Genomic DNA, 18,389 nt, shown 5'->3' with positions numbered 1-18,389 from the left:
GGATGAGCGATCGTGCGGAGCCGAAGTGGTTTTTGAGACGTCGCATGGCCGTGTGCGGGGCAGGGACGCCGCTGAGGGTGTCACTGCCGTGCTCGGAATCCCCTACGCGGCCGAGCCGTTCGGTGCCCACCGTTTCCGTGCGCCGCAACCGGCGACTGCCTGGGCCGGCATTCGGGACTGCACAGCCTTCGGCCCCATCGCTCCGCAGTCAGCCAAGCTGCCCGGAGCACCGGTGTGGCGGGAGGGCGACGCGGACATCCTCACCGTCAATGTGTGGATGCCACAAAGTGCGGATGCCGGCGCGCTGCCGGTGTTCTTCTTCATCCACGGCGGCGCCTACACCTTCGGCTCCTCCGCCCAGCCCGACTTCGACGGTACGGCCCTGGCCCGCGCCGGGCTGGTCGTGGTCAGCTGCAACTACCGGGTGGGCTTCGAGGGCTTCGGCCATGTCCGCGGCTTTCCCGACAACCGCGGGCTGCTGGACCAGGCCGCGGCGCTGCGCTGGGTCCGGGAGAACATCGCGGCCTTCGGCGGCGACCCCGGTAACGTCACCGTCGCCGGACACTCCTCCGGAGCAGGCTCGATCACCTGCTTGATGGCCATGGAGCAGGCCCGAGGGCTGTTCCGGCGGGCCATCACCCATAGCGTGCCCAGGGCTTTGTTCATGGTCGAACTGGCCGCGGCGGTCACCGAGAGGATCGCGGCGGAGGCCGGGGTCGCCCCGACCGCGGCGGGACTGCTGTCCGCGTCACCTGCTCAGTTGGTGACGGCCTCCGACAAGGCCGCCGCGAACAGCGGGGCCGATCCCGCGGCGGCTATCCATGCCTTCGACCCTGTGCTCTTCCAGCCCGTCGTCGACGGCGAGGTGCTGCCCGCGAACCCGCTCCACGCGGTCGCCTCCGGGGCGGCGCGGCAGGTGGACCTGCTGGCGTGCCACACGCTGGAGGAGTACCGGTTCCTGCACATGGTGGGAGCCGTGCGGGAGGTCACCACCGAGTCCGAACTGGCCGACTTCGCCGAGGCGCTGGACCTCCCGGCTCATCTGGTCGACGGCTACCGTGCGTTGACACCGGACGCGCCGGTACTCGATCGCTACTTGGCGATGTTCGGCGACGCGCAGTTCGGCGAGTACACCACCCGCCTCGCCGAGCACCACGCGAGGGCGGGCGGCCGGGCGTACCTGGCCCGCTTCGCCCGCAGACGGGAAGAGGCCAGGCCCTGGCACACCGCGGATGTCCCCTTCGCCTTCGGCAACATGGACGCTGTCGGCGCCGACTTCCTCATCGGCGGAGCGCCCGACGACCACGACCGCGCCCTGTCCGCCCGCATGCTCCGCTCCTGGGCCGACTTCGCGACCGCCGGCGCCCCAGGCTGGCCGGCGGTCACCGCAGACACCACGCCGGTCAGGCACTGGGCCTTCCCCGACGACCATCTGGCCGCCGACGACAGGACCGACCTCCGCGCCTTGTGGCGGGACGTCCGGTTCGACCTGCTGCGGCCCGGGCGCTGAAACGCGCCCGGACGAACGTCTGCACGCGCCGGTCTCCGGCCCGCCGCGGGCTCTCACACTCGTGTGTCCGAGTCCGGGGCCGGGGTCGGGGCCGGGGCCGAGACCGGGGCCGTGGCCGCGTCCGGGTGCTCGGGTGCGGGGGCGGGGCCGCTGGTGAGGTAGTGGGTGAGCATGGCGACGAGTTCGTTCTCGAGCCGTGTGGTGTCGGTCTGGTCGAAGGTGGCCATCATCTTGTGCACGACCATCTCGATCGTCGAGACGAGGAGCCGAGCGGCGGTGTCCGTGTCGGTGACCCGCACTTCGGGGTGGCTGCTGAGCAGTTCGCGCGCATAGGCGATGCGTTCGAGTTCGCTGTGGGCGACGCGTTCGAGTATGGCGGGGGTGCGGGGACCCTGTTCCATCATCACGCGCAGCAGTTGCGGGTCGTCGCGGTGGTTGTCGATGGCTCGGCGCACGTGGAAGCGCATGATGCCCTCGAGGGGTGCGGACAGCTGGTCGTCCTGGTCCGGGGGAGTGGCGGCCATGCCGGCGTCCAGGTGCCGGGTCAGCAGCTCGACCAGAATGGCGTCCTTGTTGGGGTAGTACTGGTAGAGCGAGCCGATCGAGACCCCGGCCCGCTCAGCGATGCGGTTGGTGGTCCCGGCCGCGTACCCGTACTCGGCGAAAACGCGAGCAGCGGCGTCGAGGATGCGCTGCCGGGTCAACTCGGCCCGCACCTGGCGGGGCTGTTTACGTGGTGCGAGACCGCGGCGTTCGGATGTCATCGGACCTCCTGCCAAGGGGTGGGAAAGCGAGTAGCGCATGAGCTGAGTAATTGCTCACAATAGTGTCATGAACTGCGGTGATGCGGGCGCCAGAGGCCCGCTGCCGTACCACAGATCCGTGTAGGGAAGCTGTCATGACACATGTCTCCACGCGCCCCCGCCGCATCTCCGTGAGTGAGGTTCTGACACGGCTCGGGCCGCCGGAACCCATGGTGGAAGCGAAGGTGCAGGACCGCATCGACGAGTACGTCCGCTTCTTCATCGCCCACTCGCCCCTGGCGATGATGGCCACCGCCGACGCGGCAGGACGCACCGACTGCTCGCCACGCGGGGACTACCCGGGCTTCGTGAAGGTCCTCGACGAGCAGACCATCGCCCTCCCCGACCGCCCCGGCAACAAGATCGCCGACTCCTTTCGCAACCTGGCCGAGAACGACGGCGTCGGACTGTGCTTCCTCGTCCCCGGCGTCCGGGAGGTCCTGCGCGTCAACGGCAGCGGCTACGTCACCGACGAACCCGATGTGCTGGTGCGGATGCGCACCGAGGCGAAGCAGCCCCAGTTCGCGATCGTCGTCGAGGTGGCCGAAGCCTACTTCCACTGCGGGCGGGCGCTGATCCGCTCCCGGCTGTGGGACCCCGCCAGCCAGGCACTGGCCGAGGACATGCCGTCGGTCGGTGAGATCGCGGCCGCGCAGTTCGGCGCCGACCATGACACCGCGCTGCTCGAACAGGCCCTTGAGGCCGGATACCGCGAGCTCTACTGACCACACCGGCCGACGGAGGAAGAACCGATGCAACAGACCGTCGTCGAACACCTCGACCGTCTCACCGAGGACGTCCTCGCCCTCACCCTGCGCGCCACCGGCGAAGAACTCGCGCCCTGGGAGCCCGGCGCCCACATCGACCTGTTCGTGCCCAACTGGCTGACACGGCAGTACTCGCTGTGCGGCGACCCCGCCGACCGGGACGCCTACCGCATCGCCGTCCGCTACGACCCGCTCAGCCGCGGCGGCTCGGAGTACCTGCACCGCTTCCTGCGCCCGGGCCGCACCCTGAACGTGTCCCTGCCGCGCAACCACTTCCCGCTCGTCACCGCGTCGCGGTACCTCTTCCTCGCCGGCGGAATCGGCATCACCCCCCTGCTGCCGATGATGCGGGCGGCGGCCGCCGCCGCGCTCCCCGCCACCCTGCTGTATGTGGGTCCGTCAGCGGACACCATGCCCTTCGCCGACGAACTGCGGCGCGCTCACGGCGACCGGGTGCGGATCGTGGAGACCGGGCGGCAGGGCAGGCCGGACCTCGACACTCTCGCCGCCACCCTCGAACCGGACACCAAGGTCTACTGCTGCGGTCCGGCCGGCATGCTGGCGGCGGCCGAAGCGGCGTTCCCCGCCGAGCGGCTGCACGCCGAGCGGTTCCAGCCCGCGGCCCGTACGTTCGGCCCTGACACGGCCTTCGAAGCGGTCTGCGCCCGGTCCGCGAGCACCGTCGCCGTGCCGGCAGGCGTCTCCCTGCTGGACGCTCTCTCCCACGCCGGGCACCCCCTCCCTGCCGGGTGCCGCGAAGGTGTCTGCGGCAGCTGTGACGTCACCGTCCTGGACGGAGCCCCTGAGCACCGGGACGACATCGGCGCGCCCCAGGGCCACATGTACCCGTGCGTGTCCCGCGCGCTGTCCCCCCGCCTCGTCCTCGACCTGTAGGGGGTGCGGACGGATCGTGTCCCTCCGCAGTGCGGTCCGTACGCGGGCCGGCGTCGCTTCCGCCCTCGCCCCGGTACGCCTCAGAGCGGCTTGCGCCACACGGAGACGTGTTGCGTGCTGTCCTGTGTGAACGGCGCCCCGTGCCAGTCCGCGACGCGACGCTCCAGCTGGAGCCCGGCGATCCGTGCCATCAGGTCGAGCTCTGCCGGCCATGCGTACCGGTGCCGGGAGGCGTCCTTGCGGTAGCGGCCGTCATCGCCGTCCCGGGTGAGGTGGTGCGAGACGAGGATCTGCTCGACCAGGTCGAAGGTGTCGAAGCCGAGATGCTGCTCGGAGACGTCGAACGGCACCGCGACCTGGCCGGGCGGCAGGAACCGCAGTGGCGGCACGCCCAGCTCGATGACGAACCGGCCGCCGGGCGCCAGATGACGTGCGGCGTTGAGGAAACACGCGACCTGCTCCTCCTGCGTGAGCAGGTTCGTGATGGTGTTGTAGACGAGATACACCACGGTGAACTCGCCCGGGACGACGGTGGTGGCCATGTCCCCGACGGCAACCGGAAGCGTGTCCTCATCGACCTTGCGCCGCAGGACCGCCGCCATGTGCGCGGACAGTTCGATGCCCACCACCGGTACGCCGCGTTTCCGGAGCGGGACGCCCACGCGTCCGGTGCCGATGGCGAACTCCAGTGCCCGGCCGTCCTCGGCGAGCTCGGCGAGGACGGCGAGAGTCGGTTCGAGAGCGGCGGCCGAGGACATCGCGGTTTCCTCGGCGTCGTAGCGATCGGCGGTCGCTCGGGTCCACAGCTCACTGCTCGTCACGGGTGGCCACTCTGCCGGGTGCAGAGGGGAGCTGTCGACGGAATTACACCCACCGATCCGGTGCCGATCACCGGCTCCGGCGCCACGGTCGACAACCGTGGCGCCGTGGTCACCGACTTCGGCCCCCACGGTCTCGCGTCGGGCCGCCGGTGTGTGCTGCTCGACAAGGTCGCCGGAGGCGCGGCACCGTCGGCGACCGGTCAGCGGGTGGCGAGGAGTTCCAGCGTGTCGAGCACGCGGTTCGAGAAGCCCCACTCGTTGTCGTACCACGCGACCACCTTGACGTGGCGGCCGTCGACGCGCGTGAGGGAGGAGTCGAAAATCGACGAAGCGGGATTGCCCGTGATGTCGGACGACACGAGCGGGTCCTCCGCGTACTCGAGGACGCCGACGAGCGGTCCCTCCGCCGCGGCGCGGTACGCCGCCAGCACGTCGTCGCGCGTCACGTCGCGGGCCACGGTCGTGTTGAGTTCGACGATCGAGCCCACCGGCACCGGTACGCGGATCGAGTCGCCCGACAGCCTGCCCTCCAGGTTCGGCAGCACGAGGCCGATCGCCTTGGCGGCGCCCGTCGTGGTGGGAACGATGTTGACAGCGGCGGCGCGGGCGCGGCGGGCGTCGCGGTGCGGACCGTCGTGGAGGTTCTGCTCCTGCGTGTAGGCGTGCACAGTCGTCATGAACCCGTGCTCGATGCCGGCGAGTTCGTCGAGGACGGCGGCCAGCGGCGCGAGCGCGTTGGTGGTGCAGGAGGCGTTCGAGACGACCGTGTGGGCGGCCGGGTCGTAGGCAGCGGTGTTGACCCCGAACGCGAGCGTGACGTCGGCGCCGTTCGACGGCGCGCTGACGACTACCTTCCTCGTGCCCGCGTCGAGGTGGGCGCGGGCGGCCTCCGCCGAGGTGAAGCGGCCGGTGGCTTCCAGGACGATGTCGACACCGAGACCGGCCCAGGGCAACCGCGCCGGTTCCCGCTCGGCCAGCACCGTGATCCGACGGCCGTCGACGACGAGGGCGTCCCCGTCGACGGTCACCGGGCGCCCGAGCCGGCCGGCCGTGCTGTCGTAGGCGAGCAGCCGGGCGAGAGCGGTGGGCTCCGTCAGGTCGTTGACGGCGACGATCTCCAGAGCGCTGTCGCGCTCCAGCACCGCACGCAGCACATTGCGTCCGATGCGGCCGAATCCGTTGATGGCGATGCGAGTCATGAGCGAGGTCCTTTCCCTTCCCCACCAGGCTCGCCCGCGCAAGGCGGCGCTGACAGCGGCGGCATCGCCAAGGGCCGCAAGGATCGCGCCAGCGGTCCGTTCCGAGGGAACACACCGACGGCCGGCTCAAGAGGGCTCCGCCGCGCGGCCGGCTCGGAGAGAGCACACCTGAGTGGTGCAGGGTTGCCCCATGGGGCTCCTGGCGGATCACTCGCCGCGAGCGAAGGTGCGCCGGTACTCGCTCGGTGTGGTGCCGAGGATGCGCTGGAAGTGCAGGCGCATGTTCGCGCCGGTGCCGAGTCCGACGTCGGCGGCGACCTGCTCGACGCTGCGCTGCGAGCGTTCGAGCAGCTCACGGGCCAGGTCGACGCGGGCGCGCATGACCCACTGCATAGGCGTGTAGCCGGTCTCCTCGACGAAGCGTCGGGAGAACGTGCGCGGCGAGACGCCCGCCTGCCGCGCCAGCATGTCGAGAGTGAGGGGCCCGCCGAGCCGGCGCAGAGCCCACTCGCGGGTGGCGGTGAACCGCTCGCCGAGCGGTTCGGGGACGCTGCGCGGCACGTACTGGGCCTGGCCGCCACTGCGGTAGGGGGCCGCGACCAGACGCCGGGCCGCGTGGTTGGACGCGGCCACTCCCAGGTCGCCGCGCAGGACGTGCAGGCACAGGTCGATGCCGGAGGCGGCACCGGCGGAGGTGAGGACGCTGCCCTCATCGACGAACAGCACGTTCTCATCGACCTGGACGAGCGGATGCCTGGCCCGGAGCGCCCGCGTGTAGTGCCAGTGCGTGGTGGCGCGCCTGCCGTCGAGCAAGCCCGTGGCGGCGAGCGCGAAGGCGCCCGTCGAGATGGCGGCGAGCCGCGCCCCCCGGCCGTGCGCGTCGACCAGTGCGTCGACGACGTCGCGCGGCGGGTCGCTGCGGTCCGGGAACCGGTAGCCGGGGACGAAGACGATGTCGGCCCACGCGAGCGCGTCGAGTCCGTGGGCCACGTGGTACGCGAGCCCGTCGCCGCCCGCCACGAGACCCCGGCTCGCTCCGCACACCCGCACCTCGTACGGCATGCTCGCGCGGGTTGTGAAGACCTGCGCGGGAATCCCGATGTCGAGCGGCTTCGCACCCTCGAGCACGAGGACGGCGACGCGTTGCAGGCGTGAGGCTGGCACAGGAAGAGGTTACGTGGAGGCGCGACCTCGACACATCCGACCGAGGCCGCGCGCGGGGGTGCCTGTGCCGCTCGCCTCGTAGCCGGCGGTTCCGCAGGCGAGCACGGCGACGAGGTTCTCCGTGCCTTCTGCCTCCTCACGCGGAGCGGAACGCAGGTCGTTGGTCCAGGCGATGATGTCGGCGGCTGCGTCCCGCAGCCCGTCGAGCTCACCTGCCGGGGGAAGGGTTCGTTCGACGACGGCGAGCACCGGAAGCACCGTGACGGTGCGGCGGCGCAGTGCCAGGTAGTCGTCGAGCCCGAGACGTGCGCCGCGGGCACGCAGCCGCGTCTCGGTGCGGGGGGCCTCGGCGAAGTCCCGGTACAGCGCGAGGAAATACTGCCGCCACCCCGGCCGGGCCGCGCGCGTGGTACGTTCCCACAATTCGGCGAGTACACGTACCGTCGGCGGCGCCGGCATCGGACACCGGTTTCCGTCCCCGGCACCGAGCACGTCGAGAAGTTCGTCCAGCACGGTCCCTACCCGCTCGGGTGACTGGCCATGCCGATCGAATACATCGTCGACCAACGCGATGACCGCGCTCCACTGCGCGAGCAGCCCGAGCTCGGCCGGGTCGGCCCCGGGCGCCAGCCATCCGGCCATCTAGACGTACAGCTCGGGCGGAAAGCCCGTCCAGCGAAGCTCGGTCGGCAGATGCCGCATGTCGTTGGAGACGAGGACAGAGGCAGGGCGGTCGGGCGCGTAGCGGATGACCGTAAGTCCAGCATTGCAGTGGTTGAGGCCGAGCCAGCGCCACTTTGGTGCATACATGGCGTCCCGGACGACCCAGGCGACCAGGAAGTTGTGGGTGACGACAAGTTCGTGCCGGTCCTCTTTGCCGTCTACCGACCCGGTGAACAGATCCAGCGCCTTACGGGCCAGCGCAGGTCCGTGCTTGCGCTCTTCGTCGGTGGCACCAGCGAGGAAGCGGAGATAGAAGTCTGCTGACTCCGCCGGAAGTTCTTCCCGTTCCGGTATGTAAGGCACGTAGTCACCGGAGACTTCCGAGACGTGCAGAGGAACGCTCTTCAGCTGGTTGCCGATCAGGCGTGCGGTCTGCTCAGTCTGCGGCAGGGGGCCGTGGTGAACAGCTGCGAAGGAGATGCCTCGAAGGCGTTGGCCGAGCAGTGTGGCTTGCCGCCGTCCAGCCTCCGTCAGCCCGCTCTCGTCCGCTGATGCCTCACCGTGCCGGACAAGATAGAGGTAACGGGTGGCTTTGCCAGTCATCTCAAGCTCCCCTGCGCCTGCTAGCGATCTTGCGCTTTGATAGACGCTGCCCCGTGAGGGCCGGTTCCCTCCGCCCACCCAAGGGACTGGCTCGAGCCGCGGGCGGACTACCGTCACCTGGCCAGTGCGCGGCAGGTGCGGGCGAGGTTGCCGCTGGACGATGACGGATCACGTTCCTCATTGATGACTGTGGCCAGCAGGTGCGCACCCGCCTCGGTCGCGGCGGTACCGGTCGGCTGGGACGGCCCTCCGCACCAGTCCTCCCGCAGCGTTGCGCGTGACGTGTCCCAACGCTCCTCGCGGACGGCCTTGGCCTCCGTACGCTGTCGGTCTCGGCCTCACGACGCCCCCTCATGTATGTGGCCGAGAACCGCCCCCCTACTTGCCGTCTTGCCCGTTTCCCGCCATGCGTCGCGGCCAGCCGTGGGCGGGGACGCCACAGGGATCGCGGGGGCGTGACGTTGTCGTCCGTCCGGACGGGAGCATCCGGCCGGTCGGACCGCAGGCATGGCCGGTCGGCCGACGCGGAGCCGGGAGAGTAGCGGCTAGCGTCCCTTTCGGCAGGTAACAGCACGGAGGGGAAGGCCCGATGGATCAGCGAACGCCCGACCGCGACGCCGATGTGACCACCGAGTTTGAGAGGGACGTCGTCAAGCTGTTGCTCGAGGCGATGCGCGCGGTGGACAAGCAGGAGCGCGAGGATGTCGGTACGGAAAGCGTGCTGCACGCGCTCGTGTCGGGTGACTGGGCCGCGGGTTCCGCGATCGCACCCGGTATGAGGGTCTCGGGCTCGCTCGGTGGTTCGATCGGGTGCCGGGGAACGTCCGTGTGGGTCAGTGAGGACGCGGGCGAGGGCACGGCGGGAAGCCCGGACGACGAGCGGGAGATCGACGCCTTCTGGCGGGAGGTCCGGCTGGAGGAGACCAAGAGGCTGCTGTGGAAGAACCGGAAGAAGGAGGAAAAGCAGCAGCGTGAAGGCCTCGAACTCCGGCCGATGACCGGCGCGTTGCGGGCCTGCCTGCGCAAGGCGCTTCAGGCCGCACGGGAGGAGGGCGCCCCCGCCGTGCGCGTCCGTCACGTGGCGCGCGCACTGCTGGATCTGTCCGACACGCGGGCCCACGAGGCCATGGCGTTGGAGAAACTGGATGTCACGGCAGCATCGACTGCGCTCGACGCGTTGCGGGACAGTGACGAAGAGGCGCCGGAGTCCGCCACGGTGCTGGTGCTGCGTAAGGCGGGAACGTTCGGGAAGAGCGGTAATCCGCTGACCCGGAAGCTCACCTTCTGGATATTCGGCGGCGGTGCCGGATTCGGCTCCGCGGTCGTGAGTGCGGTGCGCCAGGAGACACAACGAGGAGCGGTACGGCGAGGGGCGTCTGAGATGACCCCCGTCGATATGCTGTTGGGCATCCTGGCGCTGGACAGGTCCTTGACCGTCGCGGGGCGCGAGCTGCCCGAGAAGCTGACGGAAGCGAACCAGGGAGCGCGACTCCTCCGCCGACACGGCGCACGGCAGGACACACTGGCCCGAGTACTCCTCCCCACCACCGGGGTTGCCGAGGGAAGGCCCTCGGAGGTGCGCGGCCCCGCCGACTTCGAACGGCGCCTCCTGCACGTCACTCAGCTCACCGCCTCTGCGCAGAGTTCCCCCACGGTCGGCACCACCCACCTGCTGGCCGCGCTCTTGGACGAGAAGGGGACCAACGCTGAGTCAGCGGCGGAGATCGAACGTCTGCTGTCCGAGAGCGGGGTGGACGTCGCCGGGCTGCGGTCGGAGCCGCAACTCCGGATGCCGACGGGGGTGGCGGCGACGTCCTGAGCCCGCCGCGGTCCGCCTCACGCACTCTCGACGCGGCCGATGGGCCGGCGGCCCGCCTGGAACAACGTGAGGACGATGCTGATGAGGGTGGCGTTGTCATGTGGTGTGCGTCGCGCCGCATCAGCCCCGTACGCATGAGGAGCGGCCGGGACGAGCGCGGTCCCGGCACGGTGCTCGTACCGCAGAGCCGGCCCGCGCACCTGGACGGGCGCGGCAGGACCGGACCGACTACAGGCCCAGCGATCAGTTGGCCGCAGCCCTCGTGGAGCCTGCGCTTGCCGTACCTCTCGCTGCTCGCACGGGTCCTCCTCCTACGGGATGCACGCATCGGCCGGTACCGTAAGCGGGGCGCCCGGTTGGTGGGTGCCCGTCTCCTCCGGCTGTTGTGGTGACATTGGGTGGGGCAGGGTGGGGGCATGTCCACCTACGAGACGATGCCGTTCCATCTGGAGACCGAGCGGCTGATACTGCGGCCGTGGGCCGAGTCGGATGCCGCTGAGTTCTGCGCTCTCCTCTCCGAACGGGACAGCGGCACGTTCACGGTCGAACACGTCCGGGAGTCCCTCGCGGAGATGCTCACCGCGACGGCGACCACGGGGATCGCTCTGTTGCCCATCCTGCGCCGTGACGAAGGTGACTTCATCGGCTACTGCGGACTCATCATCGGCCGCTCCACGGTGGAGGAGCCCGAAATCGCATACGAGTTGTTCCAGCGCGTCCATGGGCGTGGGTACGCCACCGAGGCGGCCGGTGCGGTGCTGGACGCCGCTGTCGCGACGGGGCGGAGACGGCTCTGGTCGACCGTCGGTGCCTGGAACACACCGTCGCTCCGTGTCCTTGACAAGCTCGGTTTCGAGCGGGATCACGTCTCCACGGAAGACAACGGTGAAGTGGTGTGGCTGACCCGCTCGTTGCCGTGAGGCGAGAGACTGCTCCGAGGACGCGCTCACACGGACGAGTCCCGTTGCCGGGTCCTTAGTGGCTGGCTCCGGAAGTCCGGCGGGGGTTGCTCATGCCGCCAGTGCGACGAAGGATTCATCCTGGTGATCGGCGGTGTGCCTGTCGAGCCCGGCGAGCAGATCCTCCAGGTTGTGCGAGCGTACAGGTGCAGCACCTGTCCCGTCTTGGTGCGGAAGTCGGGGTCGGTGAGGAAGATCCACAGTTCGGGGATGGTCCGGGCCAGCGGCGCACCCGTTTCTGCGGGCAGTTGGCAGGCGAGGGCCTTGGCACGGGCGGCCCGCGGCGTGAAGGAAGGTGGGCGTCCGGTTTGCTTGCGGTCGGCCAGACCCGGCATGCCCAGCTCGGCGAAGCGGTTCCGCCACGTGCGCACGGTGTCCGCGTGCATGCCGACCCCGCTCGGCTACCCGCGCGTTCCGCAGCCCGCAGCCCGCAGCCCGCAGCCCGCAGCCCGCAGCCCGCGTGCCGCGTGCCCCGTGCCGCACGATCTGCGCACGCACCCGCAGCCGATGCTCGGTCCTGTGGCCTCTGGCTGCCTTGTTCAGCTGGCACAGTTCGGTACGGTCGGGATTCGGGCGGGCGACGGGAACGGGCACGGCAGGCAGGCCGACTTTCGGAGCTGTCCCGTTAACCTCGCAGGTCAGAAAGATCCTCGTCACTGAGACGGAGGCCGTTCGCGGCGAGGTTCTCCTCCAGGTGATCGAGTGAACCGGTGCCCGGAATCGCCAGCATCGACGGCGAGGTCGCCAGCAACGAGGCGAGGTGCACCTGCGTGGCGGTCGCGCCCAGGCGAACTGCGACCTTGTCCAGCCGTTCGGTGTCCAGCGGACTGATGCCACCGCCGAGCGGGAAGTACGGCACGTACGCGATACCCGCTTCCTCGCATTCCGCCAGCAGCCCCAAGTCACCAGTGTGGCGGTTCTGCACCGCCGCGACAGGCGCGATCTTCCGGGCCTCGGCGAGCTGGACGGCATCGACGTTACTGACGCCCAAATGCTGGATGAGCCCCTCCGCGCGGAGCTCGGCGAGCACCGCGAAGCGTTCGGCAATCGACTCGCCGCCTGGCCCGGTCATCCCGCCCACCCGCAGATAGACCAGGTCGAGCCGGTCCAGCCCAAGAGAGCGCAGATCCGCCTCGACCAGGCCGCGCAGCTGACCAGGCGTCGCCTGCCCTCTGGGTACACCGTCTGGCGTGGGTAGCGGACCGACCTTCGTCGCGATCACCAGATCGTCGCGGTACGGGGACAGCGCTCTGCGGATCAGCTCATTGGCCCGCACGGCACCCCTGCGGTAGAAGCCGGCCGTATCGATGTGGTTCACGCCTAGCTCCACGGAGCGACTGAGCACCGCGATGCCCTTCTGGGGGTCTCGTGGCGGGCCATCGAGGGAGTTTGCCGCCAGGCGCATCGCGCCGAAGCCGAGCCGGTTGATGGGCAGGTCTCCGCCAAGGGAGAAGGTCTTGGTCGTCATAAGGCTCATGATGTCCGCCGCCGCGACGCCCATCGAGCTCGTGGCAGCTTGCTGCCAGACTGGCGATATGCGGAACGAACAGGTTTTCTCAGTGCGTGGGGACGTAGAGCTGATCGAGCGTGTCGGCCACCTCTTCGAGTCCGCGCAGGCCGAGTTCCTCTGCGCCGCCCGGGACCTCAAGACGTTCTCGCAGCCGGAGGCCAGGGCCGCGATCCAGAACCGGATGCGTGCCAAGGGGGCCTCGGCCTTCACTTCTCAAAAGCTGCTCAGTCCGGTCGCGCTCGCCGACGAGGAGGCCCGCGCACACCTGCGGCGGGTGCAGAGCAAGGGCGCTCTCGTCCGGATCAGCGGCTCCCAGCTGCCGCACGAGACCATCCTCATCGACCAGCAGGTGATGATCCTCGCCGGCCGGCAGACTCCCATCGGCCGCGAGTACACCGTGACGACATCGCAGATCCTGGTCGACGGCGTCCACTCCCTGTTCCGGGCGATCTGGGACACCGCCGTCGATCTTGACACCTATCTGCGCGGCGACATCCCCCACCTCGATGCCGACAGCCGCATGATCCTCAAAGCCCTGGGTTCGGGACTCACCGACGCATCGGCGGCCAGACGGCTTGGCGTCTCGCTACGCACGTATCGGCGGCGCGTGGCCGAGCTGATGGTCAAGCTCGAAGCCGACTCCCGCTTCCAGGCCGGGCTCCGGGCGGGCGAGCTGGGGCTCTCCCGCTAAGACCTCCTAACGAGATGAGTGCGGGGGGACGGTCGGTTGCACGTCAGTGATCGTTGCTTTCGCCGGACAGCCGCAGGGCAATGGTGCGTGATCCCGGTGTGAAGCCGGCGATGGTGTGTTCCCAGTGCTCGCCGGGCCAGTGGTACGTCACGCGCTGACTGAAACGTTGCTTGAGAGCGGGGCGTTCCGCTCGGCGGTCACGAGGCCGGGGTTGAGTGCCTTTCAACCAGGTCTCTGGCGAGCTGACTGATGCGTTCGCGGGCTGTCTCTGGGGTGAGTACCTCGATGTGGTCGCCGAACTGCAGGAGCTGACGCACTGACTCGATGTCGGGGTAGCGGACGACGACGGTGCACCAGCCGTCTTCCGCGTCGGAGACGTCGTGGATGCGGCTGCCGAGGATGCGCCGCGCCAGGTCGAGTCCATTTTCTGGCAGGCGGACGGTCACGCTCACGCGACCTGGCCCCTCGGTGCGGTTCTTCAACGCGGCCCACCTGGTGCGGAGGGTTTCGCTCGGTCGGAGAGCAGCTGGCGCGTCGAGTTGTTCGTAGGACGAGAGTCGTTCCAGAGCGAACAGCCGGCCGTTCCCCTGGTCATCGGCGATGAGATACCAGCGACCGGATTTCGCTACGATCCCGTATGGGTCGACCACCCGCGTTGAGGCCTGATTCTCGGCGCTGCGCCGGTATTGGATTCGCAGCCGGCGGCCCTGGCGCAGCGCCGAGGCCAGATCCGATACGTCGACCCCTGCCTCCGAGTCGGCAAACCACGCGGTGCTGTCCACCAGCACCAAGTCCGCCAGTTGCAGCAGGCTCGGCGATCCAGGTGCTGCAGCCTGCCGAGCGGCGATCTTGCGCGCGGCCGACTCCCACACCGCAGACAGACCCATACGCTCAAGTTGCGCGCTGTCCAAACCGGCTACGGAGAGCGCCTCCAGCTCTGATGGTTCCAGATGCGATGCGTTGAGCCGTGCACTGGGGAGCAAGACGATCCCGCCGTTCCGCCCGCGTTCGGCATAGACAGGCACACCTGCTGTCGAGAGCGCCTCGACATCCCGCAGCACGGTCCGCCGAGACACTTCCAGACGTCCGGCGAGCTCGGTGGTGGTGATGCGCTGACGGGTCTGCAGGAGCAGCAAGAGATGCAGCAGCCTCGAAGCCTTCATACTGACCAACCTTTGCAGAAAAGGTGACAGGAACTGTCGTGATGCGGCGGTCGACTGGAGCGGTACCGAGAATTCGACGATCTGAGGAGCGCGCTATGCCCGCACCCAACCTGTTCCTGATCGGCGTCCGCGATGCCGAGACCGCTACCGCCTTCTACAGCGACCTGTTCGAGATCGAACCGACCTTCATCAGTCCCCACTACGTAGCTTTTGAGGTTGCCCCGGCGTCCTGTTCGCGCTGTGGACGGGCTACAGCGAGCAAGCGGTCCCGAGCACCCCTCGAACGAGCGAAGTCGGACTGATGGTCCCAGGAGGAGCGACCGCGATCGACGAGATCTTCACGAGCTGGGTCGCGAAGGGAGTCCATGTCGCGGAGCAGCCACGCGACGCTGTCTTCGGTCGCACGTTCGTCATCACGGACCCCGACGGCAACCTCATCCGGGTCTCCCCGGTGGACTGATCTTCACGCCCTCTACCCACACTTCTCGTTGTCGAAGGGCCGGCCGCACCCGATGGTCGGCCCTTCAGGCTGTCCAGGAGCTCACACATGTCACATCCGATGCCGTCTTCACCCCGCGCCACCGTCTGAAAGTCGCTCGACTCGTCGTTGACGAGCGCTGGCCGATCAGCGAAGTCGCCGCCCGATTCCAGGTGTCCTGGCCAACCGTAGCGGCGCGACCCGTGCGACACCCTCTCGATCACACCGAAGTACACGCGCCCTTACCGTCCGCAGACCAACGGCAAGGTCGAACGCTTCCGCCGCTCCATGGTCGGCGGATGGGCCTACGTCCGCTGCTACACACTTCTGAAGCCGACTACTGAGGTCCTGTCCAGAGCATCACGACGGTCCAGCAACGGCCGCTCTTTCGTCGCGAAGCGTTGTCACAGGCGCGCTGTACGGTCCTGCCATGGCAGTTCACATCGACCTGACGCTTGATTGTGCGGATGCGCAGCTCCTTGCTGTGTTCTGGAAGACGGCGCTGGGCTACGTTGACGAGCCACCGCCCCCTCCCTTCACAACACGCGATGCGTGGCTCGCGCAGTTCGACCTCCCGGAAGGTGACGCTGAGCACGGTGGCGCGTGGCTCTGTGATCCCGCCGGCGTCGGCCCGCGTCTGTCCATCCTCACAGTCCCGGAGCCCAAGTCGGCGAAGAACCGGCTCCACATCGACGTCCGGGTGCCTGGACACGGCAGCCCTGACGAACGGTGGGCGCGGATCAAGGCAGAGTCCGAGCGCTTGACGGAGGCGGGCGGGACGATCCTGGAGGTGTTTGACGGACACCACGTTGTGATGGCCGACCCGGAGGGCAATGAGTTCTGTGTTGTCTCAGCGAAGTCATAGCCGCAGCGCGGCAACGGCGACCGTGCCGTGGAAGACATAGGCGCACAGTTCGTATCTGGTAGCCACCGCTCGGAAGTGCCTGAGCGCATTGATCGTCCGTTCAGTTTCGTTGCGGCGCTTGTGGACGTCTTGTCGAACGCCATGGGCCGGTCGCCGCCGCGCCGTTGGAGGTTGGCCCGTTCGTCCCCCGCGAGGCCTTTGCCCCACGTACCGTCCGCCGACCAGCGTCGACGCCGTCGTAGACGGCCTTCCACGTGCCGAAAGGCGCGGGCAGACCCGCCACGGCACCCCGTTCTCCGGCAATGGAGGTGCCGTTGGTCACCGTTCGGTGGCAGTTCCCACGTCCGCCCCGCTGAGCGGGCCTGGGTAGTTCTCGGTGGGCGGCGGCTCGTCGGTTGCGTCGCGTGGGCCGGTGGTGGGTGCCTGGTCCAGGGTGCGGATCCGCAGTACGGGCGAGCAGAGCAGCCACAGTACTGACAGCGCGCCGCCGGCGGCGGCCAACAGCAGTGTCGGTCGCAGCCCTATCGTGGTGGCGAGTGCGCCGCCGGCGGCGGCGCCGAGGGGGCGCACGCCGTAGTTGACGGTGCTGTAGGCACCGGCGACGCGGCTGCGGATTCCGTCGTGGATGACGGCGGTCTGCAGAGAGTTGAGGTTGATGTCGAAGAACATCACCCCGATGCCGGCCAGGAACTCCGCGAGGGCCAGAGCCCCGCCGCGCGCCCACAGCGGGCCGTCGGCAAGCGCCGCGATGGCGATGGGCGCGGGAAAGAGCACCGCACCGACCGCGATGCTCGGTCCCACACCCCAGAGGCGCGACATCCCAGGCGCGATCACCGCGCCCAGCAGCGAACCGAGCGCCCCCACGCCGAGTGCCAGACCGATCCCACCGGCCGAAAGGCGCAGCTCGCGGGTGGCGAACAGGACCGTCAGGCCGGTGCCGGAGATGAAGGTGAAGAAGTTGACGGTGGCGGCGCAGCCCAGGGTGGCCCGCAGGACCGGGTGGCGGATCACGAAGGCCATCCCCGCGCGCGCCCGGCGCAGCACAGAGGGCTGTGACGTGGAGGGCGGGGGCTCCTCGGTGCGGATGCGCCCCACCAGGAAGGCGGAGGCCAAGAAAGAGGCCGCGTCCGCGACGAGGGCGGCCGGAGCGCTCAGTGCCTGCACCAGCGCCCCGCCGAGTGCCGGGCCCGCCACGAGAGAGGCCGAGCGACTTGTGCTGAGCTTGCTGTTGGCGTCCACGTAGGACGACCGGGGCACCAGATGTGCGAAAAAAGCTGAGTACGAGGTGTTGAAGAGCACCGCGGCTGTCCCCATGAGCAACGCGGCGGCGTACAGGTGCCCGAGCGTGACCGCTCCGGCCAGGTACGCTGCCGGAAGGCTGAGCAGCACCAGGGCACGGGCCAGGTCGGCGGCCACCATCAGCCGGCGCTTGCGGGGCCTTTGGTCGACCCAGGCGCCGAGCACGATGGCTATGAGGTTCGGGGTCCATATCAGTGCTGTCAGCCAGGCCACCTCGTTGGCGGAGGCGTGCAGCGTCGTCACGGCGATCAGCGGCAGTGCCAGTTCGGTGATGCGGTCACCGAGGTGGGAGACCGTCTGAGCCGACCAGAAGCGCAGGAACCGCCGGTCCCGCCAGAGCGACGGGGCAGGCGCCGCGGACGGTGCCGCGTCACTCAACTGGTGCCTCCGTGGGCAGATCGGCCTGCTCGGGAAGGACGTAGCGCAGCAGCCGTACCCGGCGGCCATCGGCCGGCCAGTCGGCCTCGTCGCGGGACACGAAGGGCGCCAGTATGCGCTCGAACTCGCGCTGAATGAAATCGAGTTCGTCCGGGCCGAGTACGACGCGCGTGTTGGCCAGGCCGGCCAGCCGACGCCAGACCGGCTCCAGACCCGGCTCCACGTCGGCCGCCCAGCGGACCGGTGTCTGCCCTGCCTGCAGGAACATCTGCTGGGACAGCAGTCGTGCAGCCGATCTGCCCTCTTCGTCCTCCGGGTCCTCCGGAACCTCGAAGCGGAAGCCGCGGGCTACCACCTCCCACCGCCGGTACCTGCGGTCCGAGCCGCCCTCGCTGTCCCGCACCAGCCCGAAGCCCGCCAGGTGGCGCAGGTGCCAACTGATGGTCGAGGGCGACGCGTCGATCTCCTTGGCGAGCTCCGTGGCGCTTGCCGGGCCGTCGCGGCGCAACAGGTCCAGAATCGCCAGCCGCACCGGATGGGACAGCGCGCGCATCGCCTTGGGGTCCGTGACGGTGAGGTCACCCAGCAGGTTGTCGGCATCCATGACGTGAAAGCTTTCTTTCACGTCATGCGGTCTGTCAACCCCTCGTTTTCCTCGGCCGCTCGGCCGCTCGGCGGCCTCGGCTGACGTCTGTGCCCGGTGGTGTTCTCCGACTCGCCCGTGCCCGGCCGACCGGAACGCCTGGTAGAGCATCAGCTCTGCTGCCGTGCCCGTCGCGACGCCGCATGACGGAACACGGCGT

18 protein-coding genes and 3 pseudogenes are annotated in these 18,389 nt (G+C 69.3%); 9 read left to right on the top strand and 12 right to left on the bottom strand.

The features are described from left to right. Positions 1-25 precede the first annotated feature (25 nt). The gene (locus MMF93_RS00500) at positions 26-1,510 is read left to right on the top strand and encodes a carboxylesterase/lipase family protein (protein WP_274709414.1); all 1,485 of its coding nucleotides are present in this window, start codon (positions 26-28) and stop codon (positions 1,508-1,510) included. 53 nt (positions 1,511-1,563) lie between these two features. Here the strand turns inward: MMF93_RS00500 and MMF93_RS00495 are convergent, their stop codons facing one another. Further along, positions 1,564-2,274 carry a TetR/AcrR family transcriptional regulator gene (locus MMF93_RS00495; protein WP_242748485.1) on the bottom strand — a complete coding sequence of 237 codons (711 nt, stop codon included), beginning with the start codon at positions 2,272-2,274 and terminating at the stop codon, positions 1,564-1,566. 134 nt (positions 2,275-2,408) lie between these two features. Between MMF93_RS00495 and MMF93_RS00490 the strand changes: the two genes are divergently transcribed. Together MMF93_RS00490 and MMF93_RS00485 are read left to right on the top strand one after the other, a co-directional pair. Beyond that, positions 2,409-3,038, top strand: coding sequence for an MSMEG_1061 family FMN-dependent PPOX-type flavoprotein (locus tag MMF93_RS00490; RefSeq protein WP_242748483.1), 630 nt, complete (start codon positions 2,409-2,411; stop codon positions 3,036-3,038). A 27-nt stretch (positions 3,039-3,065) separates the two neighbouring features. Continuing rightward, on the top strand, positions 3,066-3,974 hold the full coding sequence (locus MMF93_RS00485; protein ID WP_242748481.1) for a PDR/VanB family oxidoreductase: 909 nt from the start codon (positions 3,066-3,068) through the stop codon (positions 3,972-3,974). A gap of 80 nt (positions 3,975-4,054) precedes the next feature. Here the strand turns inward: MMF93_RS00485 and MMF93_RS00480 are convergent, their stop codons facing one another. The 5 genes from MMF93_RS00480 to MMF93_RS00460 form a co-directional block, all read right to left on the bottom strand. Next, positions 4,055-4,795, bottom strand: coding sequence for a class I SAM-dependent DNA methyltransferase (locus MMF93_RS00480; protein ID WP_242748479.1), 741 nt, complete (start codon positions 4,793-4,795; stop codon positions 4,055-4,057). A gap of 200 nt (positions 4,796-4,995) precedes the next feature. Continuing rightward, a complete protein-coding gene (gene gap, locus MMF93_RS00475; RefSeq protein ID WP_242748477.1) occupies positions 4,996-5,994 on the bottom strand; it encodes a type I glyceraldehyde-3-phosphate dehydrogenase in 999 nt (332 codons plus the stop codon). Positions 5,995-6,201: 207 nt separating this feature from the next. After that, a complete protein-coding gene (locus MMF93_RS00470; protein WP_242748475.1) occupies positions 6,202-7,158 on the bottom strand; it encodes a GlxA family transcriptional regulator in 957 nt (318 codons plus the stop codon). Positions 7,159-7,167: 9 nt separating this feature from the next. Further along, positions 7,168-7,800: a terpene synthase family protein gene (locus tag MMF93_RS00465; RefSeq protein WP_242748473.1), complete on the bottom strand. Its 633-nt coding sequence runs from the start codon at positions 7,798-7,800 to the stop codon at positions 7,168-7,170. Next, on the bottom strand, positions 7,801-8,424 hold the full coding sequence (locus tag MMF93_RS00460; protein WP_242748471.1) for a histidine phosphatase family protein: 624 nt from the start codon (positions 8,422-8,424) through the stop codon (positions 7,801-7,803). A 589-nt stretch (positions 8,425-9,013) separates the two neighbouring features. Here MMF93_RS00460 and MMF93_RS00455 point away from each other — a divergent pair. Both MMF93_RS00455 and MMF93_RS00450 read left to right on the top strand, forming a co-directional pair. Next, a complete protein-coding gene (locus MMF93_RS00455) occupies positions 9,014-10,243 on the top strand; it encodes a hypothetical protein (protein ID WP_242748470.1) in 1,230 nt (409 codons plus the stop codon). Positions 10,244-10,659: 416 nt separating this feature from the next. Continuing rightward, entirely contained in the window at positions 10,660-11,163 is a 504-nt protein-coding gene (locus MMF93_RS00450; RefSeq protein ID WP_242748469.1) for a GNAT family N-acetyltransferase, read from the top strand. Between the two features lie 26 nt (positions 11,164-11,189). Here the strand turns inward: MMF93_RS00450 and MMF93_RS00445 are convergent, their stop codons facing one another. Next, the gene (locus tag MMF93_RS00445; protein ID WP_242748468.1) at positions 11,190-11,588 is read right to left on the bottom strand and encodes a helix-turn-helix domain-containing protein; all 399 of its coding nucleotides are present in this window, start codon (positions 11,586-11,588) and stop codon (positions 11,190-11,192) included. A 239-nt stretch (positions 11,589-11,827) separates the two neighbouring features. Further along, positions 11,828-12,670 carry an oxidoreductase gene (locus tag MMF93_RS00440; RefSeq protein WP_242748467.1) on the bottom strand — a complete coding sequence of 281 codons (843 nt, stop codon included), beginning with the start codon at positions 12,668-12,670 and terminating at the stop codon, positions 11,828-11,830. A 67-nt stretch (positions 12,671-12,737) separates the two neighbouring features. Between MMF93_RS00440 and MMF93_RS00435 the strand changes: the two genes are divergently transcribed. Next, positions 12,738-13,403 (top strand): helix-turn-helix domain-containing protein, encoded by a 666-nt coding sequence (locus MMF93_RS00435; protein WP_242748466.1) that lies wholly within the window; start codon positions 12,738-12,740, stop codon positions 13,401-13,403. A 197-nt stretch (positions 13,404-13,600) separates the two neighbouring features. Here MMF93_RS00435 and MMF93_RS00430 read toward each other — a convergent pair whose 3' ends face one another. After that, positions 13,601-14,566, bottom strand: coding sequence for a helix-turn-helix transcriptional regulator (locus MMF93_RS00430; protein WP_242748465.1), 966 nt, complete (start codon positions 14,564-14,566; stop codon positions 13,601-13,603). Between the two features lie 95 nt (positions 14,567-14,661). Here MMF93_RS00430 and MMF93_RS00425 point away from each other — a divergent pair. The 3 genes and pseudogenes from MMF93_RS00425 (at position 14,662) to MMF93_RS00415 (ending at position 15,909) form a co-directional block, all read left to right on the top strand. After that, positions 14,662-15,026 (top strand): annotated as a pseudogene (locus MMF93_RS00425) (VOC family protein). Positions 15,027-15,272: 246 nt separating this feature from the next. Beyond that, a pseudogene (locus MMF93_RS33300) lies at positions 15,273-15,365 on the top strand (hypothetical protein); the annotation flags it as partial. Positions 15,366-15,474: 109 nt separating this feature from the next. After that, positions 15,475-15,909, top strand: a complete 435-nt coding sequence (locus MMF93_RS00415; protein ID WP_242748463.1) for a VOC family protein — start codon at positions 15,475-15,477, stop codon at positions 15,907-15,909. Here the strand turns inward: MMF93_RS00415 and MMF93_RS00410 are convergent. The 3 genes and pseudogenes from MMF93_RS00410 to MMF93_RS00400 all read right to left on the bottom strand — a co-directional run. After that, positions 15,904-16,094, bottom strand: a pseudogene (locus MMF93_RS00410) (IS5/IS1182 family transposase); the annotation flags it as partial. The gene MMF93_RS00415 and the pseudogene MMF93_RS00410 sit on opposite strands and share 6 nt — an antisense overlap. Positions 16,095-16,227: 133 nt before the next feature. Next, positions 16,228-17,586, bottom strand: coding sequence for an MFS transporter (locus tag MMF93_RS00405; protein WP_242748462.1), 1,359 nt, complete (start codon positions 17,584-17,586; stop codon positions 16,228-16,230). Then, positions 17,579-18,190: an ArsR/SmtB family transcription factor gene (locus MMF93_RS00400; protein WP_242748460.1), complete on the bottom strand. Its 612-nt coding sequence runs from the start codon at positions 18,188-18,190 to the stop codon at positions 17,579-17,581. Before MMF93_RS00400 ends, MMF93_RS00405 begins: the two co-directional genes overlap by 8 nt. Between the last annotated feature and the right edge of the window lie 199 nt (positions 18,191-18,389).

Origin of the sequence: Streptomyces tubbatahanensis (genome assembly GCF_022699385.1) — a bacterium.
Taxonomy (GTDB): domain Bacteria; phylum Actinomycetota; class Actinomycetes; order Streptomycetales; family Streptomycetaceae; genus Streptomyces; species Streptomyces diacarni.
Note: the sequence above shows the minus strand (reverse complement) of the source record. Positions and strands in the feature narration are given on the sequence as shown.

What these genes read in the sequence shown, in the direction of transcription:
- MMF93_RS00455 (WP_242748470.1), top strand. Translation starts at nt 9,014, where the DNA reads ATGGATCAGCGAACGCCCGACCGCGACGCCGATGTGACCACCGAGTTT.
- MMF93_RS00495 (WP_242748485.1), bottom strand. Translation starts at nt 2,274, where the DNA reads ATGACATCCGAACGCCGCGGTCTCGCACCACGTAAACAGCCCCGCCAG.
- MMF93_RS00460 (WP_242748471.1), bottom strand. Translation starts at nt 8,424, where the DNA reads ATGACTGGCAAAGCCACCCGTTACCTCTATCTTGTCCGGCACGGTGAG.
- MMF93_RS00415 (WP_242748463.1), top strand. Translation starts at nt 15,475, where the DNA reads ATGGCAGTTCACATCGACCTGACGCTTGATTGTGCGGATGCGCAGCTC.
- MMF93_RS00440 (WP_242748467.1), bottom strand. Translation starts at nt 12,670, where the DNA reads ATGACGACCAAGACCTTCTCCCTTGGCGGAGACCTGCCCATCAACCGG.
- MMF93_RS00400 (WP_242748460.1), bottom strand. Translation starts at nt 18,190, where the DNA reads ATGGATGCCGACAACCTGCTGGGTGACCTCACCGTCACGGACCCCAAG.
- MMF93_RS00465 (WP_242748473.1), bottom strand. Translation starts at nt 7,800, where the DNA reads ATGGCCGGATGGCTGGCGCCCGGGGCCGACCCGGCCGAGCTCGGGCTG.
- MMF93_RS00445 (WP_242748468.1), bottom strand. Translation starts at nt 11,588, where the DNA reads ATGCACGCGGACACCGTGCGCACGTGGCGGAACCGCTTCGCCGAGCTG.
- MMF93_RS00430 (WP_242748465.1), bottom strand. Translation starts at nt 14,566, where the DNA reads ATGAAGGCTTCGAGGCTGCTGCATCTCTTGCTGCTCCTGCAGACCCGT.
- MMF93_RS00490 (WP_242748483.1), top strand. Translation starts at nt 2,409, where the DNA reads ATGACACATGTCTCCACGCGCCCCCGCCGCATCTCCGTGAGTGAGGTT.
- MMF93_RS00485 (WP_242748481.1), top strand. Translation starts at nt 3,066, where the DNA reads ATGCAACAGACCGTCGTCGAACACCTCGACCGTCTCACCGAGGACGTC.
- MMF93_RS00435 (WP_242748466.1), top strand. Translation starts at nt 12,738, where the DNA reads ATGCGGAACGAACAGGTTTTCTCAGTGCGTGGGGACGTAGAGCTGATC.
- MMF93_RS00450 (WP_242748469.1), top strand. Translation starts at nt 10,660, where the DNA reads ATGTCCACCTACGAGACGATGCCGTTCCATCTGGAGACCGAGCGGCTG.
- gap (WP_242748477.1), bottom strand. Translation starts at nt 5,994, where the DNA reads ATGACTCGCATCGCCATCAACGGATTCGGCCGCATCGGACGCAATGTG.